The organism is Exiguobacterium sp. s181 (assembly GCF_018617125.1).
Lineage (GTDB): Bacteria > Bacillota > Bacilli > Exiguobacteriales > Exiguobacteriaceae > Exiguobacterium > Exiguobacterium profundum.
This window is the reverse complement of record NZ_JACSJM010000005.1, coordinates 76,937-99,941: the sequence shown is the minus strand read 5'-3', so window position 1 is coordinate 99,941 and position 23,005 is coordinate 76,937. Positions and strand designations below refer to the sequence as shown.

28 protein-coding genes, 2 tRNA genes and 1 rRNA gene are annotated in these 23,005 nt (G+C 49.1%); 25 read left to right on the top strand and 6 right to left on the bottom strand.

Going from position 1 to position 23,005, the window contains the following annotated elements; genetic code table 11:
• From rrf to KNO70_RS14555, 5 genes are all read left to right on the top strand, one after another.
• A 5S ribosomal RNA gene (rrf, locus tag KNO70_RS14575) occupies nucleotides 1-87 on the top strand; the annotation flags it as partial.
• A 137-nt stretch (nucleotides 88-224) separates the two neighbouring features.
• Entirely contained in the window at nucleotides 225-458 is a 234-nt protein-coding gene (locus tag KNO70_RS14570; RefSeq protein ID WP_214812795.1) for a helix-turn-helix transcriptional regulator, read from the top strand.
• Complete coding sequence (locus KNO70_RS14565) at nucleotides 455-748, top strand: hypothetical protein (protein ID WP_251030140.1); 294 nt, start codon at nucleotides 455-457, stop codon at nucleotides 746-748. The genes KNO70_RS14570 and KNO70_RS14565 overlap by 4 nt, the downstream gene beginning before the upstream one ends.
• A 170-nt stretch (nucleotides 749-918) precedes the next feature.
• Nucleotides 919-1,857, top strand: coding sequence for a coiled-coil domain-containing protein (locus tag KNO70_RS14560; protein ID WP_214812794.1), 939 nt, complete (start codon nucleotides 919-921; stop codon nucleotides 1,855-1,857).
• Between the two features lie 307 nt (nucleotides 1,858-2,164).
• Nucleotides 2,165-2,806, top strand: a complete 642-nt coding sequence (locus tag KNO70_RS14555) for a uridine kinase family protein (RefSeq protein ID WP_214685630.1) — start codon at nucleotides 2,165-2,167, stop codon at nucleotides 2,804-2,806.
• A gap of 502 nt (nucleotides 2,807-3,308) precedes the next feature.
• On the opposite strand, the gene KNO70_RS14550 is transcribed toward KNO70_RS14555, so the two are convergent.
• Nucleotides 3,309-4,091, bottom strand: coding sequence for a sporulation protein (locus KNO70_RS14550; protein WP_214775964.1), 783 nt, complete (start codon nucleotides 4,089-4,091; stop codon nucleotides 3,309-3,311).
• A gap of 139 nt (nucleotides 4,092-4,230) precedes the next feature.
• Here KNO70_RS14550 and KNO70_RS14545 point away from each other — a divergent pair.
• From KNO70_RS14545 to KNO70_RS14515, 7 genes are all read left to right on the top strand, one after another.
• Nucleotides 4,231-4,307, top strand: a tRNA-Met gene (locus KNO70_RS14545).
• 25 nt (nucleotides 4,308-4,332) lie between these two features.
• Nucleotides 4,333-4,409: transfer RNA gene (locus KNO70_RS14540), tRNA-Met, on the top strand.
• A 102-nt stretch (nucleotides 4,410-4,511) separates the two neighbouring features.
• Complete coding sequence (tsaE, locus tag KNO70_RS14535) at nucleotides 4,512-4,961, top strand: tRNA (adenosine(37)-N6)-threonylcarbamoyltransferase complex ATPase subunit type 1 TsaE (RefSeq protein ID WP_015880566.1); 450 nt, start codon at nucleotides 4,512-4,514, stop codon at nucleotides 4,959-4,961.
• Entirely contained in the window at nucleotides 4,958-5,614 is a 657-nt protein-coding gene (tsaB, locus tag KNO70_RS14530; RefSeq protein WP_214812793.1) for a tRNA (adenosine(37)-N6)-threonylcarbamoyltransferase complex dimerization subunit type 1 TsaB, read from the top strand. The genes tsaE and tsaB overlap by 4 nt, the downstream gene beginning before the upstream one ends.
• Entirely contained in the window at nucleotides 5,607-6,068 is a 462-nt protein-coding gene (rimI, locus tag KNO70_RS14525) for a ribosomal protein S18-alanine N-acetyltransferase (protein ID WP_214812792.1), read from the top strand. The genes tsaB and rimI overlap by 8 nt, the downstream gene beginning before the upstream one ends.
• The gene (gene tsaD / locus KNO70_RS14520; protein ID WP_214758574.1) at nucleotides 6,065-7,087 is read left to right on the top strand and encodes a tRNA (adenosine(37)-N6)-threonylcarbamoyltransferase complex transferase subunit TsaD; all 1,023 of its coding nucleotides are present in this window, start codon (nucleotides 6,065-6,067) and stop codon (nucleotides 7,085-7,087) included. Before rimI ends, tsaD begins: the two co-directional genes overlap by 4 nt.
• A 14-nt stretch (nucleotides 7,088-7,101) precedes the next feature.
• Nucleotides 7,102-7,668, top strand: coding sequence for a hypothetical protein (locus tag KNO70_RS14515; RefSeq protein WP_214758576.1), 567 nt, complete (start codon nucleotides 7,102-7,104; stop codon nucleotides 7,666-7,668).
• Between the two features lie 196 nt (nucleotides 7,669-7,864).
• Here the strand turns inward: KNO70_RS14515 and KNO70_RS14510 are convergent, their stop codons facing one another.
• Both KNO70_RS14510 and KNO70_RS14505 read right to left on the bottom strand, forming a co-directional pair.
• A complete protein-coding gene (locus KNO70_RS14510) occupies nucleotides 7,865-8,272 on the bottom strand; it encodes a hypothetical protein (RefSeq protein WP_214758578.1) in 408 nt (135 codons plus the stop codon).
• Nucleotides 8,269-10,170 (bottom strand): ABC-F family ATP-binding cassette domain-containing protein, encoded by a 1,902-nt coding sequence (locus KNO70_RS14505; protein WP_214758580.1) that lies wholly within the window; start codon nucleotides 10,168-10,170, stop codon nucleotides 8,269-8,271. The genes KNO70_RS14510 and KNO70_RS14505 overlap by 4 nt, the downstream gene beginning before the upstream one ends.
• Before the next feature lie 150 nt (nucleotides 10,171-10,320).
• On the opposite strand from KNO70_RS14505, the gene KNO70_RS14500 reads away from it, so the two are divergent.
• From KNO70_RS14500 to KNO70_RS14470, 7 genes are all read left to right on the top strand, one after another.
• Nucleotides 10,321-10,977 carry a redox-sensing transcriptional repressor Rex gene (locus tag KNO70_RS14500; RefSeq protein ID WP_015880579.1) on the top strand — a complete coding sequence of 219 codons (657 nt, stop codon included), beginning with the start codon at nucleotides 10,321-10,323 and terminating at the stop codon, nucleotides 10,975-10,977.
• Nucleotides 10,977-11,195, top strand: coding sequence for a twin-arginine translocase TatA/TatE family subunit (gene tatA, locus KNO70_RS14495; protein ID WP_034770678.1), 219 nt, complete (start codon nucleotides 10,977-10,979; stop codon nucleotides 11,193-11,195). Before KNO70_RS14500 ends, tatA begins: the two co-directional genes overlap by 1 nt.
• A 3-nt stretch (nucleotides 11,196-11,198) precedes the next feature.
• Nucleotides 11,199-11,987, top strand: a complete 789-nt coding sequence (gene tatC, locus KNO70_RS14490; protein ID WP_031424497.1) for a twin-arginine translocase subunit TatC — start codon at nucleotides 11,199-11,201, stop codon at nucleotides 11,985-11,987.
• Nucleotides 11,988-12,131: 144 nt separating this feature from the next.
• Complete coding sequence (locus tag KNO70_RS14485; RefSeq protein ID WP_214758582.1) at nucleotides 12,132-14,780, top strand: hypothetical protein; 2,649 nt, start codon at nucleotides 12,132-12,134, stop codon at nucleotides 14,778-14,780.
• 105 nt (nucleotides 14,781-14,885) lie between these two features.
• Nucleotides 14,886-15,164 (top strand): hypothetical protein, encoded by a 279-nt coding sequence (locus KNO70_RS14480; protein ID WP_143404743.1) that lies wholly within the window; start codon nucleotides 14,886-14,888, stop codon nucleotides 15,162-15,164.
• A gap of 5 nt (nucleotides 15,165-15,169) precedes the next feature.
• Nucleotides 15,170-15,460 (top strand): hypothetical protein, encoded by a 291-nt coding sequence (locus KNO70_RS14475; RefSeq protein WP_214758584.1) that lies wholly within the window; start codon nucleotides 15,170-15,172, stop codon nucleotides 15,458-15,460.
• 172 nt (nucleotides 15,461-15,632) lie between these two features.
• Nucleotides 15,633-16,979, top strand: coding sequence for an FAD-dependent oxidoreductase (locus tag KNO70_RS14470; RefSeq protein WP_078146172.1), 1,347 nt, complete (start codon nucleotides 15,633-15,635; stop codon nucleotides 16,977-16,979).
• A gap of 36 nt (nucleotides 16,980-17,015) precedes the next feature.
• Here the strand turns inward: KNO70_RS14470 and KNO70_RS14465 are convergent, their stop codons facing one another.
• Nucleotides 17,016-17,198 carry a PspC domain-containing protein gene (locus KNO70_RS14465; protein ID WP_026824450.1) on the bottom strand — a complete coding sequence of 61 codons (183 nt, stop codon included), beginning with the start codon at nucleotides 17,196-17,198 and terminating at the stop codon, nucleotides 17,016-17,018.
• A gap of 85 nt (nucleotides 17,199-17,283) precedes the next feature.
• Nucleotides 17,284-18,216 carry an ABC transporter substrate-binding protein gene (locus tag KNO70_RS14460; RefSeq protein WP_078146173.1) on the bottom strand — a complete coding sequence of 311 codons (933 nt, stop codon included), beginning with the start codon at nucleotides 18,214-18,216 and terminating at the stop codon, nucleotides 17,284-17,286.
• 121 nt (nucleotides 18,217-18,337) lie between these two features.
• Here KNO70_RS14460 and KNO70_RS14455 point away from each other — a divergent pair, with 121 nt between their 5' ends.
• The 4 genes from KNO70_RS14455 to KNO70_RS14440 all read left to right on the top strand — a co-directional run bounded on the left by KNO70_RS14455 (nucleotide 18,338) and on the right by KNO70_RS14440 (nucleotide 21,957).
• Complete coding sequence (locus KNO70_RS14455; protein WP_214732113.1) at nucleotides 18,338-19,318, top strand: FecCD family ABC transporter permease; 981 nt, start codon at nucleotides 18,338-18,340, stop codon at nucleotides 19,316-19,318.
• Nucleotides 19,315-20,361 (top strand): FecCD family ABC transporter permease, encoded by a 1,047-nt coding sequence (locus KNO70_RS14450; protein ID WP_074034812.1) that lies wholly within the window; start codon nucleotides 19,315-19,317, stop codon nucleotides 20,359-20,361. The genes KNO70_RS14455 and KNO70_RS14450 overlap by 4 nt, the downstream gene beginning before the upstream one ends.
• Nucleotides 20,358-21,164 (top strand): ABC transporter ATP-binding protein, encoded by an 807-nt coding sequence (locus KNO70_RS14445; protein ID WP_074034811.1) that lies wholly within the window; start codon nucleotides 20,358-20,360, stop codon nucleotides 21,162-21,164. Before KNO70_RS14450 ends, KNO70_RS14445 begins: the two co-directional genes overlap by 4 nt.
• 214 nt (nucleotides 21,165-21,378) lie before the next feature.
• Nucleotides 21,379-21,957, top strand: a complete 579-nt coding sequence (locus KNO70_RS14440; RefSeq protein ID WP_214812791.1) for an NADPH-dependent F420 reductase — start codon at nucleotides 21,379-21,381, stop codon at nucleotides 21,955-21,957.
• A gap of 39 nt (nucleotides 21,958-21,996) precedes the next feature.
• Here the strand turns inward: KNO70_RS14440 and KNO70_RS14435 are convergent, their stop codons facing one another.
• The gene (locus KNO70_RS14435; protein WP_074032574.1) at nucleotides 21,997-22,332 is read right to left on the bottom strand and encodes a TM2 domain-containing protein; all 336 of its coding nucleotides are present in this window, start codon (nucleotides 22,330-22,332) and stop codon (nucleotides 21,997-21,999) included.
• 104 nt (nucleotides 22,333-22,436) lie between these two features.
• On the opposite strand from KNO70_RS14435, the gene KNO70_RS14430 reads away from it, so the two are divergent.
• Nucleotides 22,437-22,595, top strand: coding sequence for a hypothetical protein (locus KNO70_RS14430; protein WP_031424520.1), 159 nt, complete (start codon nucleotides 22,437-22,439; stop codon nucleotides 22,593-22,595).
• On the top strand, nucleotides 22,592-22,990 hold the full coding sequence (locus KNO70_RS14425; RefSeq protein ID WP_214812790.1) for a hypothetical protein: 399 nt from the start codon (nucleotides 22,592-22,594) through the stop codon (nucleotides 22,988-22,990). Before KNO70_RS14430 ends, KNO70_RS14425 begins: the two co-directional genes overlap by 4 nt.
• Nucleotides 22,991-23,005: the final 15 nt, after the last annotated feature.

Genomic DNA, 23,005 nt, shown 5'->3' with positions numbered 1-23,005 from the left:
GTTCCCATGCCGAACACGGAAGTTAAGCGTCTCAGCGCCGAAAGTAGTTGGGGGATCTCCCCCTGTGAGGATAGGACGTTGCCAGGCAACAACGCAGAGGACGACCGAGCATACGCTCGGTCGTTTTTTTGTATGTTTAAGTGTAATATTTATTTGACTAAATGACAAAAAAATATTACATTCAAATGAGAGAGAACGCTTTTTAAGAAAGAAGGCATTTAAAAATGGTCAAAAAAACGAGCGGACAACTTCATAACCGATTAAGTGTATTGCGAGCAGAGCGGAAATGGTCACAGCAACAAGTCGCAGATTTTTTAGGGGTAAGTCGACAAACGATTGTGTCGCTTGAACATAATCGATACAGTCCCTCGCTAAAATTGGCATTTGAGATTGCCATTTTATTTGATACAACAGTGCATGACGTATTTCAATACGAAAAGAAGGAGCAACCTTTATGATGTTATGGATCAACATTCTTATCTTTCCAATTTTTCTTGTCATGCTTATCATTACATTGAGGTTTTTGTTTGGAAAGGAAGGCAAGGACGAACGTGGAAAAGAAATTGCAACTACTTCTTACATGATAGCCGCTCCGATTTTCCCCATCGGATGGTTACTTATCGAATGGTATCATCGGTGGTTACATGTCTTGTCGTTTGATGTGTATCGTGATATAGTTTCACTTCTGATTGGTTTGACGTTTATCGTTCAAGGAGTGACCATCACCGTATTAAAATATCGAATTTGATTTGGCACTCAAAACGAGTGCTTTTTTTATTGGATGAAACATTTAATGAGTAAAGCACGTATAGCATTGTATAGAGACAGCATGACCTAACAAATGACGAATCGAAGGCATGACGATTAATGGCGTTCCAATCGACACACTTTAATCAGTACAAAGAGAGGGGAAACATAATGGGAAATTTTCAGCAGACCCAATTAGATTTACAACAACGTATCGCCGAGCGTGATCGACTTGTGCGTAAGCAAGAGATACTAAACAAACAGTTGAACGAGCATGAGACGGTGCGGAAGACACTACTCAACACATTCACGAAAGAACAACGTGATGTGTATGACCTTGAAGAATTCTCGCTCGTCAACACATGGCGAAAGTTACGAGGCACGTTTGATGAACAACGGACAATCGAAATGGAAGAGGCTGCTCGCGCTGAACTGAAATTACGAGAACACGAGGCGATGATTGACGAATTGACGCTCGAACATCGAGAATTACAAGAACAGCTCGAGGTTTATGAGGGAATCGACGCTGAGTGGGAGACCTTCTTAGAAACAAAAGAATCCCATCTTGCGAAAGATCCAGCTATTCGCCGAGACCTACACCATCTCACGAATCAACAAGCCGAAACGAATGAACTTCTTATCGAGTATCGGGAAGCCATCGTTGCCGGTAAGGCGGCGCGATCAACGATTGCAAAAACACTCAAACATCTAGATAGTGCGAAAGGGTGGTCGACGTATGACACGTTCTTCGGGGGTGGCTTGATTGCCACAGCAATGAAACATGAGGCACTAGATGCTTCCGAACAGACGATGCACGAATTACAATCTGCGTTAGAGCGTTTCTCCCGTGAATTAGCGGACGTGCAAGGCATTGTTCAGGAGTTGCATGTCAATCGAGGTTCACTTATTCAGTTCGCAGATTACTTTTTGGATGATATTTTTTCAGAATGGACGATGCATGGACGAATCAATGATTCCTTAGATCAAGTGAACGGACTGGATAAGGAAATCAGTCAGCTGATTGCTCGTATGACGAGACAAGTGGAAACGTTAGAACAGAAGCTTGACGAGACTGAAGAAAAAAGAAGACAGCTCATCCTGACACGATGAGCTGTCTGTCATTAGATTTCTAGTAGTAAGGATTTTGTTGCTTAGTTCAAGGAGAGCGAAGAGAAAATGAGTAAAACGATGGTATTTCTTATTAGAGGGATGGCAGTCACGGGAGCGCTATTGATTTTATCGATTCCATTTTTCTTTAGTTCTCCCATATCGACCACTCTGATCATTGTCAGTTCGATTTCGTTGAGTGCCTTTGTGATGTTTACTGTTTCAGCAATCAGGCTTCGAAAACGGATAGAGGATGAATGACGTGTATTTGTTTTTCTGAAACAACAAAATTACCAAAAGGGGGAGAATCATGGAACAACTGATTGAGGATATCGTACAAAGCGTGAGACCGGATCAACGAACGCTGATTGCTATCTCCGGACACGGGGCAGCGGGAAAATCGACGTTGGCAGAAAAATTACGGGAACGACTCGATGATATAAACCTGCTTCACACAGACCCGTATATTACAGATTCACAGTTGCGGAAACAAACGATCCTCACGTATCAACACGATGGAACGACCCATCAGTATAAGATGACGGCGTGTCACCCGGCCGCACATCATCTGCTGTCACTCGAGCGAGATGTCCGTATGATTCGAGAGGGAATCGGCTTTTACACAATCGACGTCCCCTATTTAGAGCGGACATGGATTGATCCGGAGAAGCCGATCACGATTATTGAAGGGATGAGTGTCGCATTCCTGGATCTTTCATCTTTTGATCAATCGATTTATCTCTACACGGACGGGGAGACTGAGTTCAAGCGACGTTCGCATCGTGATATTCAGGAACGGGGTATGGACCTGGACTACTTACACGCTTCACATGTAGAGCGACGTCTGCAATATGAATTGTTCATGCATCCGTATCGCCACCACTTTCAAACCATCGTCAATACGAGTAAGGATGAAATTCAAATTGAAAAAACCGCTCACGAGGAGCGGTGACTGAGTAGCGTATCTTCAACGCCAAAATGATTTGACGCTCTCGAACTCGTCGGCACACTTTTCAATCGATTTGAATCAAAACTCTTCAACGAATGGATTCAGGCGATTCTCTCCGAGTTATCGATTCCAAGATATGTACTTTATACTTCAGATTAGAAGAAATGAGCACGGTAAAATTATTAAAGAAGGGAGTACCTTACTTTGGAAAAACCGTTACTGTGGATTATAGCGGGTGTAACCCTCGTCTTTTTATTGATGGCAACGCAACTATTACTACCCGTTACCTTTCAAGAAATTTTTTCGATTTTACTAGTATCAATTGTTATAGGATCAGTCTTAGGTGTGATTACTTCGATTTTGCATCACTATATTATGACTAGAAAAGAAAAAACTAGCTAAAGACAGAGTAAAGTGCCTCGAATAAGAGAATAAAAAATATCTTATTCGGAGCTTTTTGATCGATTAACAAATGCTACACATCATCTTAAAAAATACTCACCGCTCACGAGGAGCGGTGACTGCGTAGCGTATCTTGAATTCCGAGACCGAGCTGTTCTTGTTCGCGCTCGAGTTGTTCCCACGTGAGAGAACGATGACGCAGTTCGACGTCGGTCGCCATCGATTCGAGCGTTCGCTGTTTCTCGATGTTGTCGAGCCAGTAGTAGAGGTCGATCCCGTCTTCATGCAAGCGCCAAAACGATTTGACGACCTCGAACTCATCGGCCCATTCTCCGACCGGCTTGAATCCATACTTTTCAACGAATGGATACGGACGTTCTTCCCCGAGCGGGTCGATCACGTTTCGGACGAACATCGGCTCAAGTCCAGCGTGAGCGGTCGCATCGAGTAATCGTTTCAGTTCAGGCATCGGTTCGATTTCGATGTGTTCGAGCACATCAAACCAAACTCGTTTGATGTCCTTGTCCCATAATGTAGCCTCTATACTATACGGGGCGCCGGCAGAGGAAGGGGCGTACATCGTCAACTCGAATGAAAACGGAACATCTTCCTTCGCTCCGGGTTCTAGTACAAGCGATAGTGGAATTGGGACTTCTTGAATATCAGCTTCTCGATTGAACTCGTTTCCTTCCATGGTGATGTCTTTGAACGTCGTCAAGAAGGTCAGGGTGAGTTCCTGTAATCGAACGACATTCGTTGTCGGGTTGGAGACGTGCAACGTACCCGTCACGGTCTGCTTCGGAATGAGTGCTGCCGGGTCAAACGTGATCTCGGCTTCGATCTCCGAAAAGAACCATTTCTTGAATCGATTTCCCCATTTGGACATGGCGGTCGCGCCCCTTTTCTCTGATAGTCTATGCTGTTATATTTGTTCCCGATTCCATTTTTGAAAAAACATTAAGAAAATGGTTGCTTTTTATAACTGTCTCGCTTATTATAGAGGATGTCGAAACAATTCAAACCATCGCGGGGTGGAGCAGTCTGGTAGCTCGTCGGGCTCATAACCCGAAGGTCGTCGGTTCAAATCCGGCCCCCGCAACCAATTTTTATTTAATTTCATATGTCGTCGCGGGGTGGAGCAGTCTGGTAGCTCGTCGGGCTCATAACCCGAAGGTCGTTGGTTCAAATCCAGCCCCCGCAACCAATTTTTAAATGAGATAGCGAAACGATGGCGTTTCGTGTTTTTTTTTGCTTAAAATGAAGTGTACAATGAGTACGTATGAGAAGTGAAAAAGGAGAACCATTCATGTATACATTGATTACGCATTCTGCGGCGGAGACGCAAGCGGTGGCAGAACGTTTGGCCACACTCGTCGAAGCAGGGACGGTCATCACGTTAAACGGTGACCTCGGTGCCGGCAAGACGACGTTCACACAAGGGTTCGCAAAAGGACTCGGTGTCACGCGGAACGTCAACAGTCCGACCTTCACCATTATGAAACAATATAAAGGGCGATTGCCGCTCTATCATATGGATGTCTATCGTCTCGAAGATACGGGGGATGACATCGGTCTTGAGGAATATATCAATGGTGATGGTGTCGCCATCGTCGAGTGGTCGAACTTGATCGAGTCCTCGCTCCCGGAAGAACGCTTGGCCATCACGATTGAACGGGTCGGCGACGAAGAACGTAAACTGACACTTGCTCCGACGGGTGAGCGTTACGTTCAAATCGCCAAGGAGGTGCTCGCATGAAGCAATTGATGATTGATACGGCGACGACACGTTTGTCAGTCGCGTTAAGTGAGGCTGGAGAGATTCAAGCCGAAGCGACCGTCATGGTCTCAAAAAACCATGCGGTCACACTCATGCCGATGATTGAACAGCTCATGGCAGCGGTCAAGTGGACACCGAATATGCTCGAACGCATCATAGTCACGACCGGACCTGGGTCGTACACGGGAATTCGGATTGGAGTGACGACAGCGAAGACACTCGCTTATACGCTCAATCTTCCACTCATCGGTGTATCTGCCCTGCAGCTCATGGCAGCGGCCCCGAATACCGATTTGCCGGTCGTCTCATTGATTGACGCTCGCCGTGGCAACGCGTATATCGGATATTATCAACACAACAAAGCACTAACGCATGATCAGCACGCCTCGGTCGCGGATTGGTTGCGACTGAATAGTCAAGGGCGCTTCCTTGTCGTCGGAGACGTGGAACCGTTCCGTGACGTGTTAAGTGAATATGAGTATGTCGAAGCACCGGCTGCCCATCGTTACGGACGTGCGAGTGATTTGGTCGTCTTTAGCGATGAGACGAGCGATGTCCATGCGTTTGAGCCAGAGTATTTGCGACTCGCTGAAGCGGAAGCGAAATGGTTAGAGGGTCAAAACAATGGCTGACGTGAAAATTCGTCGAATGACGTGGCTCGATGTCGAAGAAGTGACGCAAGTCGAAGAAGCATCGTTTGCCATTCCGTGGACAAAAGAGGCGTTCATGAATGAGATGCTTCGAAATGAACAGGCCATTTACTTTGTCGCGGTCCATGACAAACGGGTCGTCGGTTTTGTCGGAGTATGGCAAATCGTCGATGAAGGACATATCACGAACATTGCCGTCTTACCTGAGTTTCGTGGACAGGGCATCGGTAATCAATTGTTAGCGGAACTTGTCGCGTTCGCCAAGTCAAAAGGACTCGTCGGATTGACGTTAGAAGTCCGCGTGTCGAACGTAGGCGCGCAAAAACTGTATGAACAGTTCGGTTTTACGCAAGCCGGTCGGAGAAGACGCTACTATCAGGATAATAATGAAGACGCCTATATTTATTGGGCGAAGTTAGGAAGTGAGTCAGAATGAACACATCACTGATTCTTTCGATTGAGTCGAGCTGTGACGAGACGTCTGTTGCACTCGTCAAAGACGGAAAGACGTTATTGTCGAACGTCGTCTCTTCTCAAATCGAGAGTCATAAACGATTTGGTGGCGTCGTCCCTGAAGTGGCGTCTCGTCATCATGTGGAACGAATCACGTACGTGATTGACGATGCATTGAGTGAAGCCGGCGTGATGATGGAAGACGTCGATGCAGTCGCGGTCACACAAGGACCGGGTCTCGTCGGTGCCCTTCTCGTTGGGATCAGTGCGGCCAAGGCGTTGGCATTCGCCCATCAAAAACCGCTCATCGGTGTCCACCATATCGCTGGACATATTTACGCGAACGAACTCGTTGAAGAGATGCAGTTCCCGCTTGTCTGTCTCGTCGTTTCAGGGGGACATACAGAACTCGTCTATATGCCAGAACATGGTGTCTTCGAAGTCATCGGGGAGACACGTGACGACGCGGCAGGTGAGGCGTACGATAAGGTTGCGCGCACGCTCAGTCTCCCATATCCGGGAGGTCCTGCGATTGACCGCCTGGCAGCGGTCGGGGAAGACACGTACAACTTCCCACGCGTTCGTCTCGAACCGGGTAGTTTCGATTTCAGTTTCAGTGGTTTGAAGTCATCGGTCATCAACGCCGTACACAATGCGGAACAACGGGGAGAGACGGTCATCCCTGAAAACTTGGCGGCGAGCTTCCAGGCGAGTGTAGTCGAAGTGCTCGTCGAGAAAGCGATTCGTGCCGTGAAAGAAAAAGGGGCGAAGCAATTGCTTGTCGCGGGTGGTGTCGCGGCGAACCGTGGCCTCCGCGCAGCGCTTCAAGAAGCGGCTACAGCTGAAGGGATTCAACTCGTCATTCCACCGCTTGACCTCTGTGGGGACAACGCGGGCATGATTGGGGTGGCAGCACATCACGCGTATGTGCGCGGAAAGCGCGATACACTAGCGATGAACGCGGTTCCTGGGTTATCCTTAGAAGAGAGCATGACAGTCTAGGGGGAAATAGAGACATGACGAAACGCATCATCATCGGAGGACTCATCGTACTACTCGTCGTTGCGACGTTCTTACAAGTACGTGAGATCATCCGCGCTTACAATATCGCATATCAAGAGGAGATTGTTCCAGAAGAGACACGAGTGAAGTCACTCACTGGAGAAGAGTCATTAGAAGGCATCGGTCGCGTGACCGGAGAGAATACGCTCATCAAGTCACTATATGGCTACACAAGTGTCGTCGACCAAGAGCCGGAGCGTGTGATCGTCGTCGATCGTAATCTCGGCGTTCAGCCAAAAGCAAGCGATGCTTACTATGAAATCGAGCGAGGTCGCGAGGCAACGGAAGAAGAAGCGGCGAAGTTTGATGATTTGATCGAGGAACTCGACGGACAGCAACTGTTCGCACAAGTCATCTCGACGCATGAAGCACGCTATGTGACGAATGGCGAAAAGCCGATGACGTTCTATAAAGTGTTCACACGTGACGTCGACACGAACGAGGCTGTCTTCTTTATCGCTGAAGACGGAACGAAACTCGACTTCCATACAATCGGATTCCAACCACTGCGTTATTTCTAACAAAAAGGTTCAGCCACGCGGCTGAACCTTTTTGAGTGCTTCAAGTTGTTGAAGGAATGTATGGGCGAACGCAAGACATGTTTCCTTTTTTTTCGTCCGTATCCGGGTCAAATTCAATCTTGAGCGATTATCAATGTCAGTGCTAACGTTGATTGTACAAACAAAACCACGCCTTCAAACAGAAGACGTGGTTTTGTTATGCTTTTGGTTGTCGATAATTCTCCCGATGCCACGTATTGACGCGGCTCACGATGAACACGAGAAGAGCGAGAATCCACATGAAGAGCGTCTCTTCATAGAAGTGGGCCCACACCGATCCAGGCGCATAGAACGTGTGAACGGTCACATCGACCGGCCAGACGACGACACGGATGAAGAGCGTGCTCATGAGCAGACCACTGAAGAGACTGAGTAGTATCCCTGGCCACGTCTGAATGATGAAGCCGATGACGACCGGTAAAAAGTAAAAGAGAATAGACGGGACAATCGTCGGCTCCCCACGGATGAGTTCAGACACGAACTCGGTCCCGGTCGGCACGATATAGGCCAGTCCTGTGAGGAACGCTTGAATGAACTCGATTCGCATGGCACGGGTACGCATCATGTATGGAGTTCCTCCCATTCCGCATAAAGTGCGGTAATCGATTCTTTCGCCGCGTCCGATTCGGTCGACAACTCCTGTGCACGGGCGAAGTCGTTGAAGACGTCCGGCTCACAAAGCAACTGCTCGATCTCATCAAGACGATTCTCATGTTGCTCAATCGCTTGCTCAATCTCTTCGATGCGCTGTTTGATGCGGCGCTCTTCCCGTTGCTGCTCTTTGTCAGCGCGCTGTTTTTTCACGACGACCTGCTTCGTCTCTTCACGGGCGAGTCGCGCCAGTTCTTCGAGTTCTTCTTTCTTCTCGACGTAGTACGAATAGTCCCCAAGATACTCGTTGATGCCGTTCGGTGTGATCTCTAGCACACGCGTCGCGAGTCGATCGATGAAGTAGCGGTCATGCGAGACGAAGAGAATCGTGCCCGGATAGTCGAGGAGGGCATTCTCCAAAATCATCTTCGAGTCGAGGTCCAAGTGGTTCGTCGGCTCGTCCAAAATGAGGAGGTTCGGTTGCTCCAGCTTCAGCTTGGCCAAGGTGAGTCGTGCCCGTTCGCCACCGGATAGTTCATGGACACGCTTCATGACGTCATCGCCGCTGAAGAGGAACTGTCCGAGAAGACTCCGGACTTCTTGCTCGCGCATGAGCGGCCAGTCGTTCCAAATCTCGTCGATGACACGGTTCGCGTCAGACAAGTTTTGTTGCTCCTGGTCGTAGTAGCCGATTTCGACGCCCGTCCCGTAACGGATCTCACCGGTGAGGGCGGCTTGTTGTTTCGTCAACACTTTGAGGAGGGTCGACTTCCCGACCCCGTTCGGACCGACGAGCGCGACGGACTCACCGCGTTGCAGTTGGAAGCGGAGATTCTGAGCGATCGCTTCCTCGTACCCGATGGCGAGGTCACTCGCGCTCAGCACATCGTTCCCGCTCTGACGTTTGATGGAGAACGAGAGAACGGCGCTACGTTCGTCACCATCCGGCGCATCGAGGCGATCGACTTTCTCAAGACGCTTCCGCACGCTTTGCGCTCGTTTCGTCGTCGTCGCCCGGGCGATGTTTCGCTGGATGAAGTCTTGCATCTTGGCAATTTCTTCTTGCTGCGACTCAAACTGCTTCTTCTCTTGCTCGTAGAGGGCGGCCTTCTGCTCGAGATACTTCGTATAGTTCCCGACGAAGCGGCGACTCCGGTGACGTGACAATTCATAGACGACCGAGACGACGCGATCGAGGAAGTACCGGTCGTGGGAGACGATGAGAACGGCACCTTTATAGCCGTTCAAGTACTTCTCAAGCCAGGCGAGTGTTTCGATGTCCAAATGGTTCGTCGGCTCGTCCAAGATGAGCAGGTCGGGACTTTGAAGGAGCATCTTCGCCAAGGCGAGACGTGTCCGTTGTCCCCCGGAGAGCGTGTCGATGCGACGCTCGAAGTCGTCCGGATAGAAGCGCATCCCGTGAAGGACCGAGCGGATGGTCGCTTCATATTGGTATCCGCCACGTTCTTTGAACGTATGTTGCTCTTCATCATAAGAAGAGAGGAGGCGTTCATATGCAGCGGCGTCATTTAGGATTCGTTCTGAGCCCATGTCAGCCTCCATGCGACGGAGCGTCTTCTCTTGCTCGATCAAGTCCGTGAAGACGGTGAGCATCTCATTCCAGATCGTCTCGTCGGATTCTAACCCTGAGTCTTGGGCGAGATAGCCGATCGTGACGTCTTTTGGCTTCATGATGTCCCCGGAGTCATAGTTGTATTCACCAGCGATGACTTTCAAAAGCGTCGACTTTCCGGCCCCGTTACGACCGACAAGGGCGACGCGTTCGCCTTCCTGGATTTCGAGTTTGACATTTTCTAAAATCGGCTCGACGCCGAAGGATTTGGATAAGTTGTTGACTTGCAGTAGGATCAAGTGAAAAAACCCCTTTCTCTCTATTTAGTATACTGTATTTTTCAGCGATTTTAGGTATATTCGTTGAGTGGTCATGTGAATTCGTTTACAATCAAGGTGTATGAAATTCAGATTCGTTTGTAACGTGTCGTAAAAAGGAGGCTCTTTCCGTTGAGTCAAAACGAACCAAAGATTCCACAAGCGACAGCCAAACGGTTGCCACTATACTACCGATTTATTCAAAGCCTGCATGCTTCAGGGAAACAACGTGTCTCTTCAGCAGAACTGAGTGAGGCGGTCAAGGTCGATTCGGCTACGATTCGCCGTGATTTCTCGTACTTCGGTGCGCTCGGTAAAAAGGGATATGGCTATAATGTGCAGTATCTGTTAGACTTTTTCCGAAAGACACTGAATCAGGACGAGATTACGAATGTCGCCTTGGTTGGGGTCGGTCACCTTGGGACGGCATTCGTCAACTATAACTTCCTTAAAAACAATAACACACATATCGTCGTCGGGTTCGACGCAGACGAGACAAAAGTCGGCACGACGATGTCAGGCGTCCCAATTCATCACGTCGATGAGATGGAACAAATCATGAAGCAAAACAAGATCGACGTCGCTATTTTGACGGTACCTTCTGCTTATGCGCAGTCCGTCGCAGACGACTTGGTGCGTTTCGGCATCAAGGGCATCTTGAACTTCACACCGGCACGACTCACTGTACCGGATACGGTTCGCGTCCATCATATCGATTTGTCGATTGAGCTGCAGTCACTCATTTACTTTATGCAACACTATCCAACCGCTGAGGGGGTCCATCAATAATGGAATTACTAGCATCATCACTCGTCGTCGGGATTCCGGGTGGGGCGAGTCTATTCATCATCGCCATCATCGCGCTTATCATCTTCGGGCCGAAGAAATTGCCGGAGTTTGGTCGCGCGGCCGGACAAACGCTTCGTGAGTTCAAAAATGCAACGAACGGCATGATGAACGAGCACGACGAGAACGACAAGAAAGCTATCGAAAAGAAAGAGCAGTAAGCCATGAATCATCAACCTGATCAAGAGCGGGAACTTACCGATCACTTGACAGAGCTGCGGAGACGACTGATGCTATCTGCATTTGTCGTCTTTGCCTTCTTTTTGATGGCTTTGCCGAGTGTCAAATATGTACTCGCGTACTTGCAAAAAGACCTCGTCGAACGCGGGCTCGAACTGAACGCCTTTGGGGTCGCGGACCCGCTCATGATTTACTTGAACTTGGCGCTCATCATCGGCCTTATCGCGGCGAGCCCATTCCTACTGTATCAAGTGTGGGCGTTTGTCGCACCCGGTCTGCATCCGAATGAGCGGAAAGGCACGCTTGCCTATATCCCGATCATCTTCGGACTGTTCTTGATTGGCCTTGCGTTCGCCTACTACTGGTTGTTCCCGCTCGTCCTCGATATCTCGACGGACCTCGGGCAAGACCTCGGACTCGAACAAATCATCGGGGCCAACAATTACTTCACGTTCTTGTTGCAGCTGACAATTCCGTTCGGTCTATTGTTCCAACTACCGGTCGTCATGATGTTCTTGACCCGAATCGGTGTCGTGACCCCGTACTTCTTATCAAAGATTCGAAAGTACGCATACTTCGCCCTATTCGTGATCGCGGCATTCATCACACCGCCGGATTTGACGTCGCACCTTATGGTGTCGTTACCACTCTTCTTCCTATATGAAATCAGTTTATCGATTTCACGTATCACCTACAAAGGGGTGCTACGCCGGGAAAAAGAGGCGATGGTGCAAGAACAGATGGATTTAATGAAACAGATGAATGAAAAGTGAGCACTGCGTCAAATTAGGACGCGGTGCTTTTTTGAATATTAGGGCTATGCATTTTTGAGAAAACATCTTAAAATTAGAAGGGATTCATCAAAAATGGATGTTTTTTGAAAACTTATGTATACATAAACAGAAATGAGGAAGCAGATGAACAAGTGGTTATGGAGTACGCTCGTCGTACTCATATTGTTGATTGGACCAAAAATGGATGCCTTTGCAGAAGGAGCGGCAAAAGCGGACGTTCTGCCAACGGGAAGTGTTGTATCAAACAGTGAATATGTATGGCGATCGGGCGACCCAGAGACGATTGTGCATATGCGCACAGGAAAAGTGTATACACTTCCCGTCCGCGTGTCGGTTGAACACAATATCGTTGGACTCGGAGACGGTCGCGTCATTTTAGATGCATATGGCGAGGTCATCATTTGGGATCCGATTACCGATGCGATGACGTCATTCCCGAATGATTCGAGTAGTGGTCTCGATTATCTTCATGCTGTGAATCAGGATTTAGAAATGATTCTTTGGAAAGGACATACGACGTATTCTGTCACTTCATTGACGGGTGAGATTCTCGGAACGTTTAATACGGAAAGTATATACGAATCGTACGACCTTCTTGCTGACGGCACGGTCCTAGTCTTCGCAAACGGTGAAATCACGAAACGAGCCATCACGGGAGAAACGCTTGAAACGCTTGGAACATATACGGACAAGGTACGATCTGCCCAATATATCGAAGAAGCGAATCAATTAGTGGTCAAGATGTCCACCGACTCACATCTCCGAATTTTTGATTTGACCACGAAACGTTGGGTTGAAAAAGAGGCGGAATCTGTCACGAATCTCCTGTGGAAAGACGGGATTTACTACTTCACGATGCGGAAAGTGTTTGATACGTATTACGTGAGTTACAATGTTGCCACTGGAGAATGGAAAGAATCATCGGTGGATGATACGTTTGTTAATCTAAGAGGAGATTGGTATGTGCTATCCCATGATGTGACGGCAGGGTATACGCCGGAGTCATTTTGGAAAGCGCCACGACAACTGTTGATCGATGTACCGAAAACAACGACACGATATGAAGTGAACCAATCCTATCAAGTGAACGGAACCGCTAAACTGATTGATGGAACATCCATTCCTGTCAGTGGGACAGAATTGTCGGCAACGTATCGATATTCTGAGAAGAAACCTTTTGTTTGGGAACAAGGTAAGTTGACGATGAACACGAATGGCGGATATTCTTTTGAATTTAGATGGAACGGGTTAGAACGAACAGAAGACTTTGTAGCATCTAACTATGTTCCGCTCACACTCGATCCGCCAACAGGTGTTTTGGGACCCATCACAGGAACAACGGCACCGAACACCCCAGTATTCGTCAGTGTGACGAAAAGCACCTCTCAGTACACCGACTCACTAGATTCATTGGTCAACTATCAGTCGAAAACGGTTCAGTCAGACGAGATGGGACGCTTCACTTGGCAACCGACGCGCTGGTTCGCACCAGGATCGCGTGTGACCGTAAAAATCGGAAGCCCATCAAGTGTATATGCCGATCCAATTGAACTGGTGACGGTAAAAGAAAGTGAAGATACTTTACCGAACGACATCACGCTTGTAACGAACTCTGTAAAATCAGGTGTGACATTACAGACCACTCCACAGGCTACCGTTGACATCGTTGCCCGTAGCGAACGCGGTTATGAAGCCTGGAGTGAGCAAGTAAATGAGGATGGGATGCTCCAAATCAAATCGTTTTCTCACATGTGGTTTGGTGTTGGGACAAAAATATACTATAAGTTACAGGATGCACCTGCCTCACAGTTCCGTCTTGCGGAAGTGAAGGCGACGTATGATGCACCTATCTTCACTTGGACGCGGACACCATTGATGTACGATAAATCGATTGATGTAACGTCTAGCACAAATGAAGCATATGAAGTTTATCGGAATGACATCCTTGTGACAAAGACGAGTTCGATGCCTTATACGTTCGATACGCCATTACGCGAAGGCGATGTGATTCGTGTCAAACGCACGTATCGCGATGCCACTTACGAATTGACGAAGACGGTTCGCGCGTTCGCACCTGTTTTGAGTGTCACGGACGTCATGATGACGAAGACACAGGCGACACTCTCGATTAAAAAGACAAGTGTGGCCCCGGTTCGTATTTACGTAAATGGTGTGGCCGTTTCACCAAAACGGTTATCAACGACACGGTACACCATCCCGGCGAAACCGGGTGACACGATTCGTGTCCGTGCCTCTGTCGGATCAAAATCCCGTGAAGTCACAGTGGAATTGCCGAAGACCTCGCTGTCCACGCTATCCATCAACGACGAAAAGTCGTTATGGGTCGGGTATGTACTACCGAACAGTACGGTGACACTAAAGAGCGGTACGAAGACAATCGCCAGTGGAACGGCAAGCAGTACAGGCCGTGTGACGCTACGATTCAGTCGACAACCGGTTGGAAGTGTTGTGACGTTGACGAGTCAGCAAGGGACGTATCGTCACATTCAGAAAAAGACCGTGACGGTCGGACCGGCTCCGACATTGTCATCGACCATTCCTTCAAGTGCGTCGAAGACATTGCGTGCGACGTCAAACGTGGCTTACGGTACACTCACGCTGATGCGTGGAACGACCGTTCTCGCAGAGAAAGAAGTAAAAACGACTTCGACGATTCTCAGTTTTTCACCGCAACGAAAAGGGACGCAGCTCACGCTTCGTCTCGTGACACCGAAAGGTCGAAGCGTAACGAAGACGTTCACCGTTCGATGAGTACTCGGACCATTCGCATGAGCGGGTGGTCTTTTTACTTTCAACATACCTGTGAGCCCTTCACTCATGTTAATATGGAAAAAAGAGGGATTTGAGGTGTGGGTCATGTGGTGGCAATGGTACGGATTTGAGACAATCATGATGTTGATCTTTGCAGGGATATCCATTGGGACTGGAAGACATCTGTTCCTGTCAAAAACGGATAAGGTTCTCACGATTTCGTTTGTGAGTATGGTCATTGGTTTTTGTATGATGCTCGTCGGAGTGGGATACATAAGAGGATTTGATGGAATGGGTTGGTTCGTATACGGTTTGCTCCTATACGGTGGAAGTCTCCTTGTCTACTTGACGTTCACTATTTTTCGTTTGAAACGGGAGGAGTAAAGAGAATGAGTGATTTGACCTTTTTGGTGTTGTTGTTTCTTGGATTGACACTAGGAGTGGTGCTATCCATCTATCACGTGATGCGGCAGAAAAGAAGACGGTCCGTGTTACTCCTGATCGGTACATTACTGGTTGTAAGTGGCTATGTACTTGTGATTGGCAATCTGGCATTTGGATACGGATGGGGAGCATTGTGGTGGGCGGTCGTCGGGCTCGCTATGAACGTCTTCGGTTTGATTGTGCATCTATTTGTAATAAGCTATCATCTATTGAAAAAGCGGCGAGTCCGGTCATGAGAGTGAGCGGATTTTTTTCTGTTCAAACTTTAGACACTTTTACGTGAAATATTGAGCAAAGTCATTGAATCTTATATTGTGAAATAGTACACTAAGGTCAAGAAGTAAATGTGATGTTTATCACAATATAAAACGAAACGTATTGTTTAACATAAAAGGAGAGACGACTCATATGAAAATCGCAGTTATCGGATGTACACACGCAGGAACAGCAGCAGTCAAAGGATTACTCGCCAAGCACGACAATCTCGATATCACCGTTTACGAGCGGAACGATAACGTTAGCTTCCTCTCGTGTGGGATTGCGCTCCACGTTGGTGGTGTCGTCCAACGTGCGGAAGAGTTATTCTACTCGTCACCACGTGAACTTGAAGAACTCGGTGCGACGATGCGCATGAAACATGACGTCTTGTCGATCGACTCCGAAGCGAAGACGGTCCACGCTAAAAATCTTGAGACCGGTGAAGACGTGCATGACACGTATGACCGCTTGATTGTCACGACGGGTTCATGGCCGATCGTCCCAACGCTTCCGGGGATCGAAATGAATGGAATCGAGCTCTGTAAAAACTACGCGCATGCCCAACGCATCATCGAACGGGCGACAGATGCGACGAAGATTGCCGTCATCGGGGCGGGTTATATCGGAGTCGAACTCGTCGAGGCGTTCGAAGCATACGGAAAACATGTCACATTTATCGATAGTGCAGACCGCATCTTAAACAAATATCTCGATAAATCGTTCACAGATCCACTAGAAGCAGACATGACCAGTCGCGGGATCGATCTTGAACTCGGTCAGACGGTCGAAGCGTTCCGTGGAACAGAAGGGAACGTCACACACGTCGTGACGGACAAAGGTGAATTCGAAGCGGATCTCGTCATTCTCTGTGTCGGATTCCGTCCGAACACAGGACTCTTAGAAGGACAGGTCGATATGCTCGGGAACGGTGCCATCATCGTCGATGAATATATGCGTACGAGCAACCCAGATATCTTTGCAGCAGGGGACAGCTGTGCCGTCTACTATAACCCGGCGCGTACACACGCCTATATCCCACTGGCGACGAACGCTGTCCGCATGGGAACGCTCGTCGCGGAGAACATGATGCAACCACGCGTCCGCTACCAAGGGACACAAGGAACGTCGGGACTTCGACTCTATGACTGGAATATCGCGTCATCTGGTCTGACGGAAGAAGCGGCAGCGCTCTTTGGACTAGAAGTGGAGAGTGTCGTCATCGAGGACGCGTATCGTCCGGAGTTCATGCCGACCGCAGAGAAAGTCGAATTCAAACTCGTCTATGAAAAAGGGACACATCGTATTGTCGGTGGACAAGTGTTATCGAAAGCGGATTTGACGCAAGCGGTCAACACACTCTCGCTCGCCATCCAAAACGAGATGACGATCGAAGAGCTCGCCTATGTCGACTTCTTCTTCCAACCGCACTACAACAAGCCATGGCACTTCCTGAACAGCGGGGCGCTTGAAGCGATGAAAGACAAAGTGAATGCCTAACAAAAAACGCGGAAGCTCATGGCTTCTGCGTTTTTTTTAGAGATAGTGTGGTTCATCTTTCATCAAGTTGGCAAGAAGGATATAGATGAGAAAGTTAGCCGGCAAAAAGACGAATAAGAGCCGAATGCCGAGTGAAGAGATGTTCACGTATTCAGCGATCCCGCCGCATACACCGGCAATTGAGCGGTCCGTCGCCGACTTTCGAAGTGTTCGTTGCATAGAAAAAGCTCCTTATGAGTTGATATGTAAATTTTACCATATGAGTGTATGAAAAAGCGCATCAATTTAATTGATGCGCTACTGTTTATTTCAAGATGTCGACGAGTTCATCGAGCACTTGGTTGGCAGACAAGACGCCACCCGACGTGTTCCAAATGTCATCACTGACTTCTGTCACTTCCCCTGCTTTGACAGCATCGAGGTCTTTCCACAACTGGTTCGATTGCCATTCTTCGGCTGTCTTCGACCCGTCGGCCCCACCATATGTGAAGTAGACGATGTGGTCGCCCGCCATCTCTGGGATTCGTTCCATCGCGACTTGTTCAGCGAATTCTGCTTTATCTTGTGACGCTGGACGTTTGATGCCGACATCATTAAGGATGACGCCGGAGAAGCTGTCATTGAAGTAGATGCGTGACTCGCCAGGAAGGAAGCGGACGACCGAGAGTTCTTTATTCACGGCGTCCCCGAGTTCTGCTTTCGTATCTTCGACGTGCTGTTCGTAGTCGGCCAACCCTTGATTGCCTTCCTCTTCTAGGTTGAGTGCGTTCGCATAAAGGGTGAAGTTCTCTTGCCAATCACCTTTGAGCGTCTCTGACATGACCGTCGGTGCGATGGCGTTTAACTTGTCATAGATGTTCTCTTGACGAAGTTTCGTTCCGATGATGAGATCGGGTTCCAATTTTGCGATGGCCTCTAGATTGACTTCGCTTTCTGTCCCGACTTCCGTGACGTCTGTCATCTCGGACTCAATGTGCGGGTACCACGGGTCGCCGTTCCATGATTTGACGGCTCCGACTGGTTTGACGCCGAGGGCGAGAAGGGCTTCTGTCCCTTCGTTCGTCAAGACGACGACGCGTTCTGGGTTTTCAGGTACGTCCGCCGTTCCCATCGCGTGCTCAATCGAGCGAGTCGCAGTTTCTGAACTTGTATTGTTCTCTGTATCGTCAGACCCGCCGCAAGCAGCGAGGACGACGGTTAAGCAAAGCGTAAGTAACGCGAGCATCCATTTTTTCATTACAATTCTCCTCTATGTAGGTGATTTTCCTTCCTGACTATAAGTGATAATGATTCTCACTGTCAACCCCTTTTTCTGGAACGCAATATTTGCTATGGTAGGAAAGGAAAGAAGTGAGGACATGAAAAAACCTTGGATCAAATTACTTTTCTTGATCATCTGTTTACCTATCTTAAGTTATATCTCCTTGCGCGTCGGTGTGATTGCGGTCAGCCATCAAGATGTGATGACGTTCCAAGCGAACGGGTCATCTCAAGCGATGATTGCGTTAGCCGACAATCGCATCCCACGGACGATCGTCGCGCTACTCGTCGGTAGTGTCCTAGGTCTCGCCGGGCTCATTTTTCAACTCGTGACCCGTAACCCGCTCGCATCTCCTGATATTTTGGCGGTGAATGCCGGAGCGAGTCTGGCCATCGTGCTCGTAACGCTTTTTGGGTTCAGTAGTATCGCCTCGTTCACGACAGCCTCGCTCATGGGAGCGTTTATTGCCGGTGTGATTGTCTATCTACTGAGTGCGAACGGAGGGAACGTCATGTATATGACGCTTGCCGGGGCGTCGCTTGCCGCTCTATTCAGTTCGTTCACCCAGTCGATCATCGCGTATGAGGAAGGCGCGCTTGATGAGGTACTGTTCTGGCTAACCGGATCGGTCGCCGGACGATCGCTCACGCTCGTCGAGACGTTGTTGCCATGGATGGTGGGGTCGGTCATTCTCGTTCTCTTGCTCAGTAAAGAGTTAGAGACGTTATCGCTCGGAGACCAGGTCGCTCGTTCACTCGGACAAAATGTCGGCATCATCAAGTTCGTCGCCGTGACGCTCGCCGTCGTGCTCTCCGCATTCGGGGTGGCACTTGCCGGACCAATCGCATTTGTTGGTCTGCTCGCTCCCCATTTGGCGAAATATCTGTTCGGGACGGCCTTTTTCGCTCGTCTCGCCGGAAGTGCCCTCATCGGTAGCGTCCTGTTGCTTGCGGCGGATATTCTGGGACGTATCATCCTGTTCCCACGCGAAGTGACCGTTGGGGTCGTACTCGCCGTCATCGGTGGGGCATTCTTCATCTATCTCGTCAGTGTCAGACAAGGAGTCTTTAAATCATGAAAACATATCGCTTTCGAAAAGGTCCTGTCTCGTTCACGCTCCGGAAGCGTGAAATCGAGTTGGCGCTTCTACTCGTCGTCGGATTGCTCGTGTCGATTTATTTCGGGCTCGCCATCGGTGACACATTCCTTAGTCCCGCCTCACTCGCTGCCCTGTTCATCGGAGCAGGGGATGCATTCGAGCAGCTCGTCGTCTTCGAGTTTCGGATGCCACGTGTGTTGATGGCAATCACTGCCGGCGCAAGTCTCGCCGTCAGCGGTCACTTGTTACAACTGACAATCAAAAACGAACTGGCATCCCCGGAGATTTTCGGGATTGTCGGAGGTGCAGGGGTTGCGACGGCTACGTTCTTCACCGTTTTCTCGGATGAGCGAACGAATCAGCTGTCAGTGCCGCTCGCCTATATCCCAATCGCTTCGTTCCTTGGGGCGATTGTTGTCGGGATGTTCCTCTTCTATTTGTTGAAACGTGGAGTCCCACCTGTCCGGCTAGCACTTGTTGGGATTGGAATCAGCATCTTCTCGCAAGGGATCGTTCAGTTCATGATGCTCGCCTCGAACGTTTACCGAAAGAACGATATCCAACAATGGCTCACCGGTACCGTCTACGCCGCGACGTGGAATCAATTGAAGATTATGGTGCCGTTCGTCCTTCTCTTTTTGCTGGCAGCCTTCTTGATTGAACGTCATGTTCGTCCGCTTCATATCAGTGAAGCGACAGCGACGAGCATCGGCGTACCGGTACGAGGGATTCAGCGTGGGACGTTGTTGCTTTCCTGTTTACTCGCCGGTATTGGTGTCGCCTTTGTCGGTGCAATCGGTTTTGTCGGGTTGATGGCACCTCATATCGCTCGACAAGGGTTGAAGCTCCCTTACATTTGGGCGACGCTACTTGTCGGGGCGACGATTGTCGTGTTGGCGGACGTACTCGCTCGGACGATTTTTTATCCGTATGAACTACGGACCGGCGTGATGACAGCCGTCATCGGAGCACCGTATTTCTTCTACTTACTTCGACGGATGATGAAAGGAAGCATGAGATGAACACATTTGATTTGAACCACGTAACCATCGGATATGAACAGAAGACGGTGCTCGATCAATTATCATTCTCCATCCCACATGGGAAAATCACCGTCCTTCTCGGCGCGAACGGCTGCGGGAAGTCGACGCTCCTCTCGACGCTTGCGAGACAGCGAGATGCACTAGGCGGGGAGATCGCATTTCGAAACAAACCGCTCGATTCGTATCGAGCGAAAGAGGCGGCTCGACTCATGGCATTCATGCCACAAGTGAACGTGGCACCTGATGGATTGACCGTCGAACAACTCGTCCGATTCGGGCGTTATCCGTACCAGACGTTCTTCAAACGATATTCGGAAGACGATGAACGGGCCGTCGAGCGGGCACTCGCCTTCACCGATACGGTATCGCTCCGTGACACGCTCGTCAGCAACCTTTCCGGAGGACAAAAGCAACGAGTGTGGATCGCGTTGGCACTCGCCCAAGAGTCGGAGACGATTTTGCTCGATGAACCGACGACATATTTGGACATGTCGCACCAAATCGAGATTTTAGATTTGATGTATCGATTGAATCGATTGGAAGGAAAGACGATCATCATGGTACTTCACGACCTTCACTTGGCCTGTCGCTATGCCGATCATGTCATCGCATTAGCTGGCGGTAACGTGTATCGCGAAGGCAGTCCGAACGATGTCGTCGATGAGACGTTCATGAAAGACGTATTCGGTCTCAAAGTCGTGGTGACCGAGGATCCGCTATACGGGACACCGCTCTGTGTACCGTATTCACACTATGAGTTGAATGAAAAACGACCGACCTGAACCTAGTCTGCGGACTAGGTTTTTTACGGAAAAGCAGGGAAAAAGAGTAGGATAAGTGCGCGTCATGTTTTCTACCTAAAAGGAGGAATTTTTCATAGCTAAAAAGGAAAAACAACCGTATCACATCGTCACGTTCCCATAAGAGTCGATTTTAGACGGGCTTGCAGCAGAGTTCGGAGGAATGGTCACGCGGACAGACGAGGAGCTGTGAGACATGAAACTCTTGATTTTAGGTGCCGGGAAAGTCGGACGCACGCTCGGGGAGCAGTTCGAACGAGCAGGCTATGAGGTGCTGTACGGGACACGGACGGAACGGGAAGGGACATTGACGCTACAAGAGGTCGCCTCGACGAGCGATGTCCTATTGCTCTGTACGCCGTTCGCGGTCGCAGTCGATCTGATACCGACACTCGACGGTCTGGATGGGAAAGTATTGATTGATGTGACGAATCCGATTGTCATCGAATTTAACGAGGTCGAGCGACCGGACGGGGTTTCGGGAGCGGAGTATTTGCAGCGACTCATTCCGGATACGAAAGTTGTGAAGGCGTTCAATCAGACAGGGGTCGAGAATTTAGGCGATCCGGATGGCTCCGTCATGTTCGTCGCAGGTGAAGATGAGGAAGCGGTGCGGCTTGTTGTCGAGCTATCGAACGAAATCGGATTCGATACGCATCCGCTCCACGGACTAAAACTTGCTCGTGAGCTCGAAGGGTTGGCGTGGCTCTGGATTCATCATGCAGTGAAAGAGCGAAAATCACGGGACTTCGCCTTCTACTTAACAGAACATTAAAAGACGATCGGGGCGATATGCCTCAATCGTCTTTTTAGATTAAAAACCTGTATAGCGATCAGAGCGTGTTTGAAGCAGCTCAATCGTCTCGCGCTCAATCTGCTCGACTTCCCGTTGTTGCCAACCTGGCATGAGGAACGCATCGACGAGTGCCCAAATGCCTGTGATGAATGCACCGAGACCGAGCGTCAAGACGACGAGTAGGACCATGGCGATTCCTGAACCGATTTTTTTGAAATAGAAACGGTGCGCACCAAATGCACCGAGGAAAAACCATAGCAAGTAGGCGACGAGCAAGCTACGTTTTCGTTTTTCGACTTCGCTGTTCACGAGTAACATTTCTTCTGTCGTCAAATCCATACGCGAATCATACATAGGACTCCAACTCCTTATCCATAATTGTTATAATGAGTTCGCACTCAAGTATATCGGAAAATGGATTTGTTTCCATGATTTCCTAAAAAGAAAAGAGGTTCTTTATGCTTTTTCCGATTTTGACGTTCATCGTCGCTTTCGTACACGTCGTTGGTGGGGCGGTTGCCCTTTATCAATATCCGCAATATAAACGTATGGCCATCAGTGCCATCGTACTCGGGTTCGTCTACGGTGGATTGACCGTGGCGGTGATTGGATTATGAAGTGGGGGTCAAACGGATCACTTCGTTCGCGTCTTCAAATGAAGAGCGGCTATCAGTTAGGGACATACTTATTTTTAGGTCTCATCATTTTTGATTTGCTCTTAGGCGACGTTCCAAGAACCTCGTTTGCGATGTATGCCTTGCTCTTTTACTTTTGGCAGCGTGAACGCGTAGAGAAAGAAGAGAAGGGGTTGGCTGAGAAGATGAAGCGGAAGTCGGATGAGTGGACGATCACACTTGTCGTCTTGCTTTGTTTAGTAGGCTATGTGGTCTCCCTTGCCCTACAATATCCATCTGTTTCGTTGCTCGAGCTGAGCATCTATGGCTTCTCGACAATCTTCTGCATCCGGGCGTTGACCTTGATCTATGCGATGCATCAACAACAGCTCGACTAAAACCCATCCTTCCAC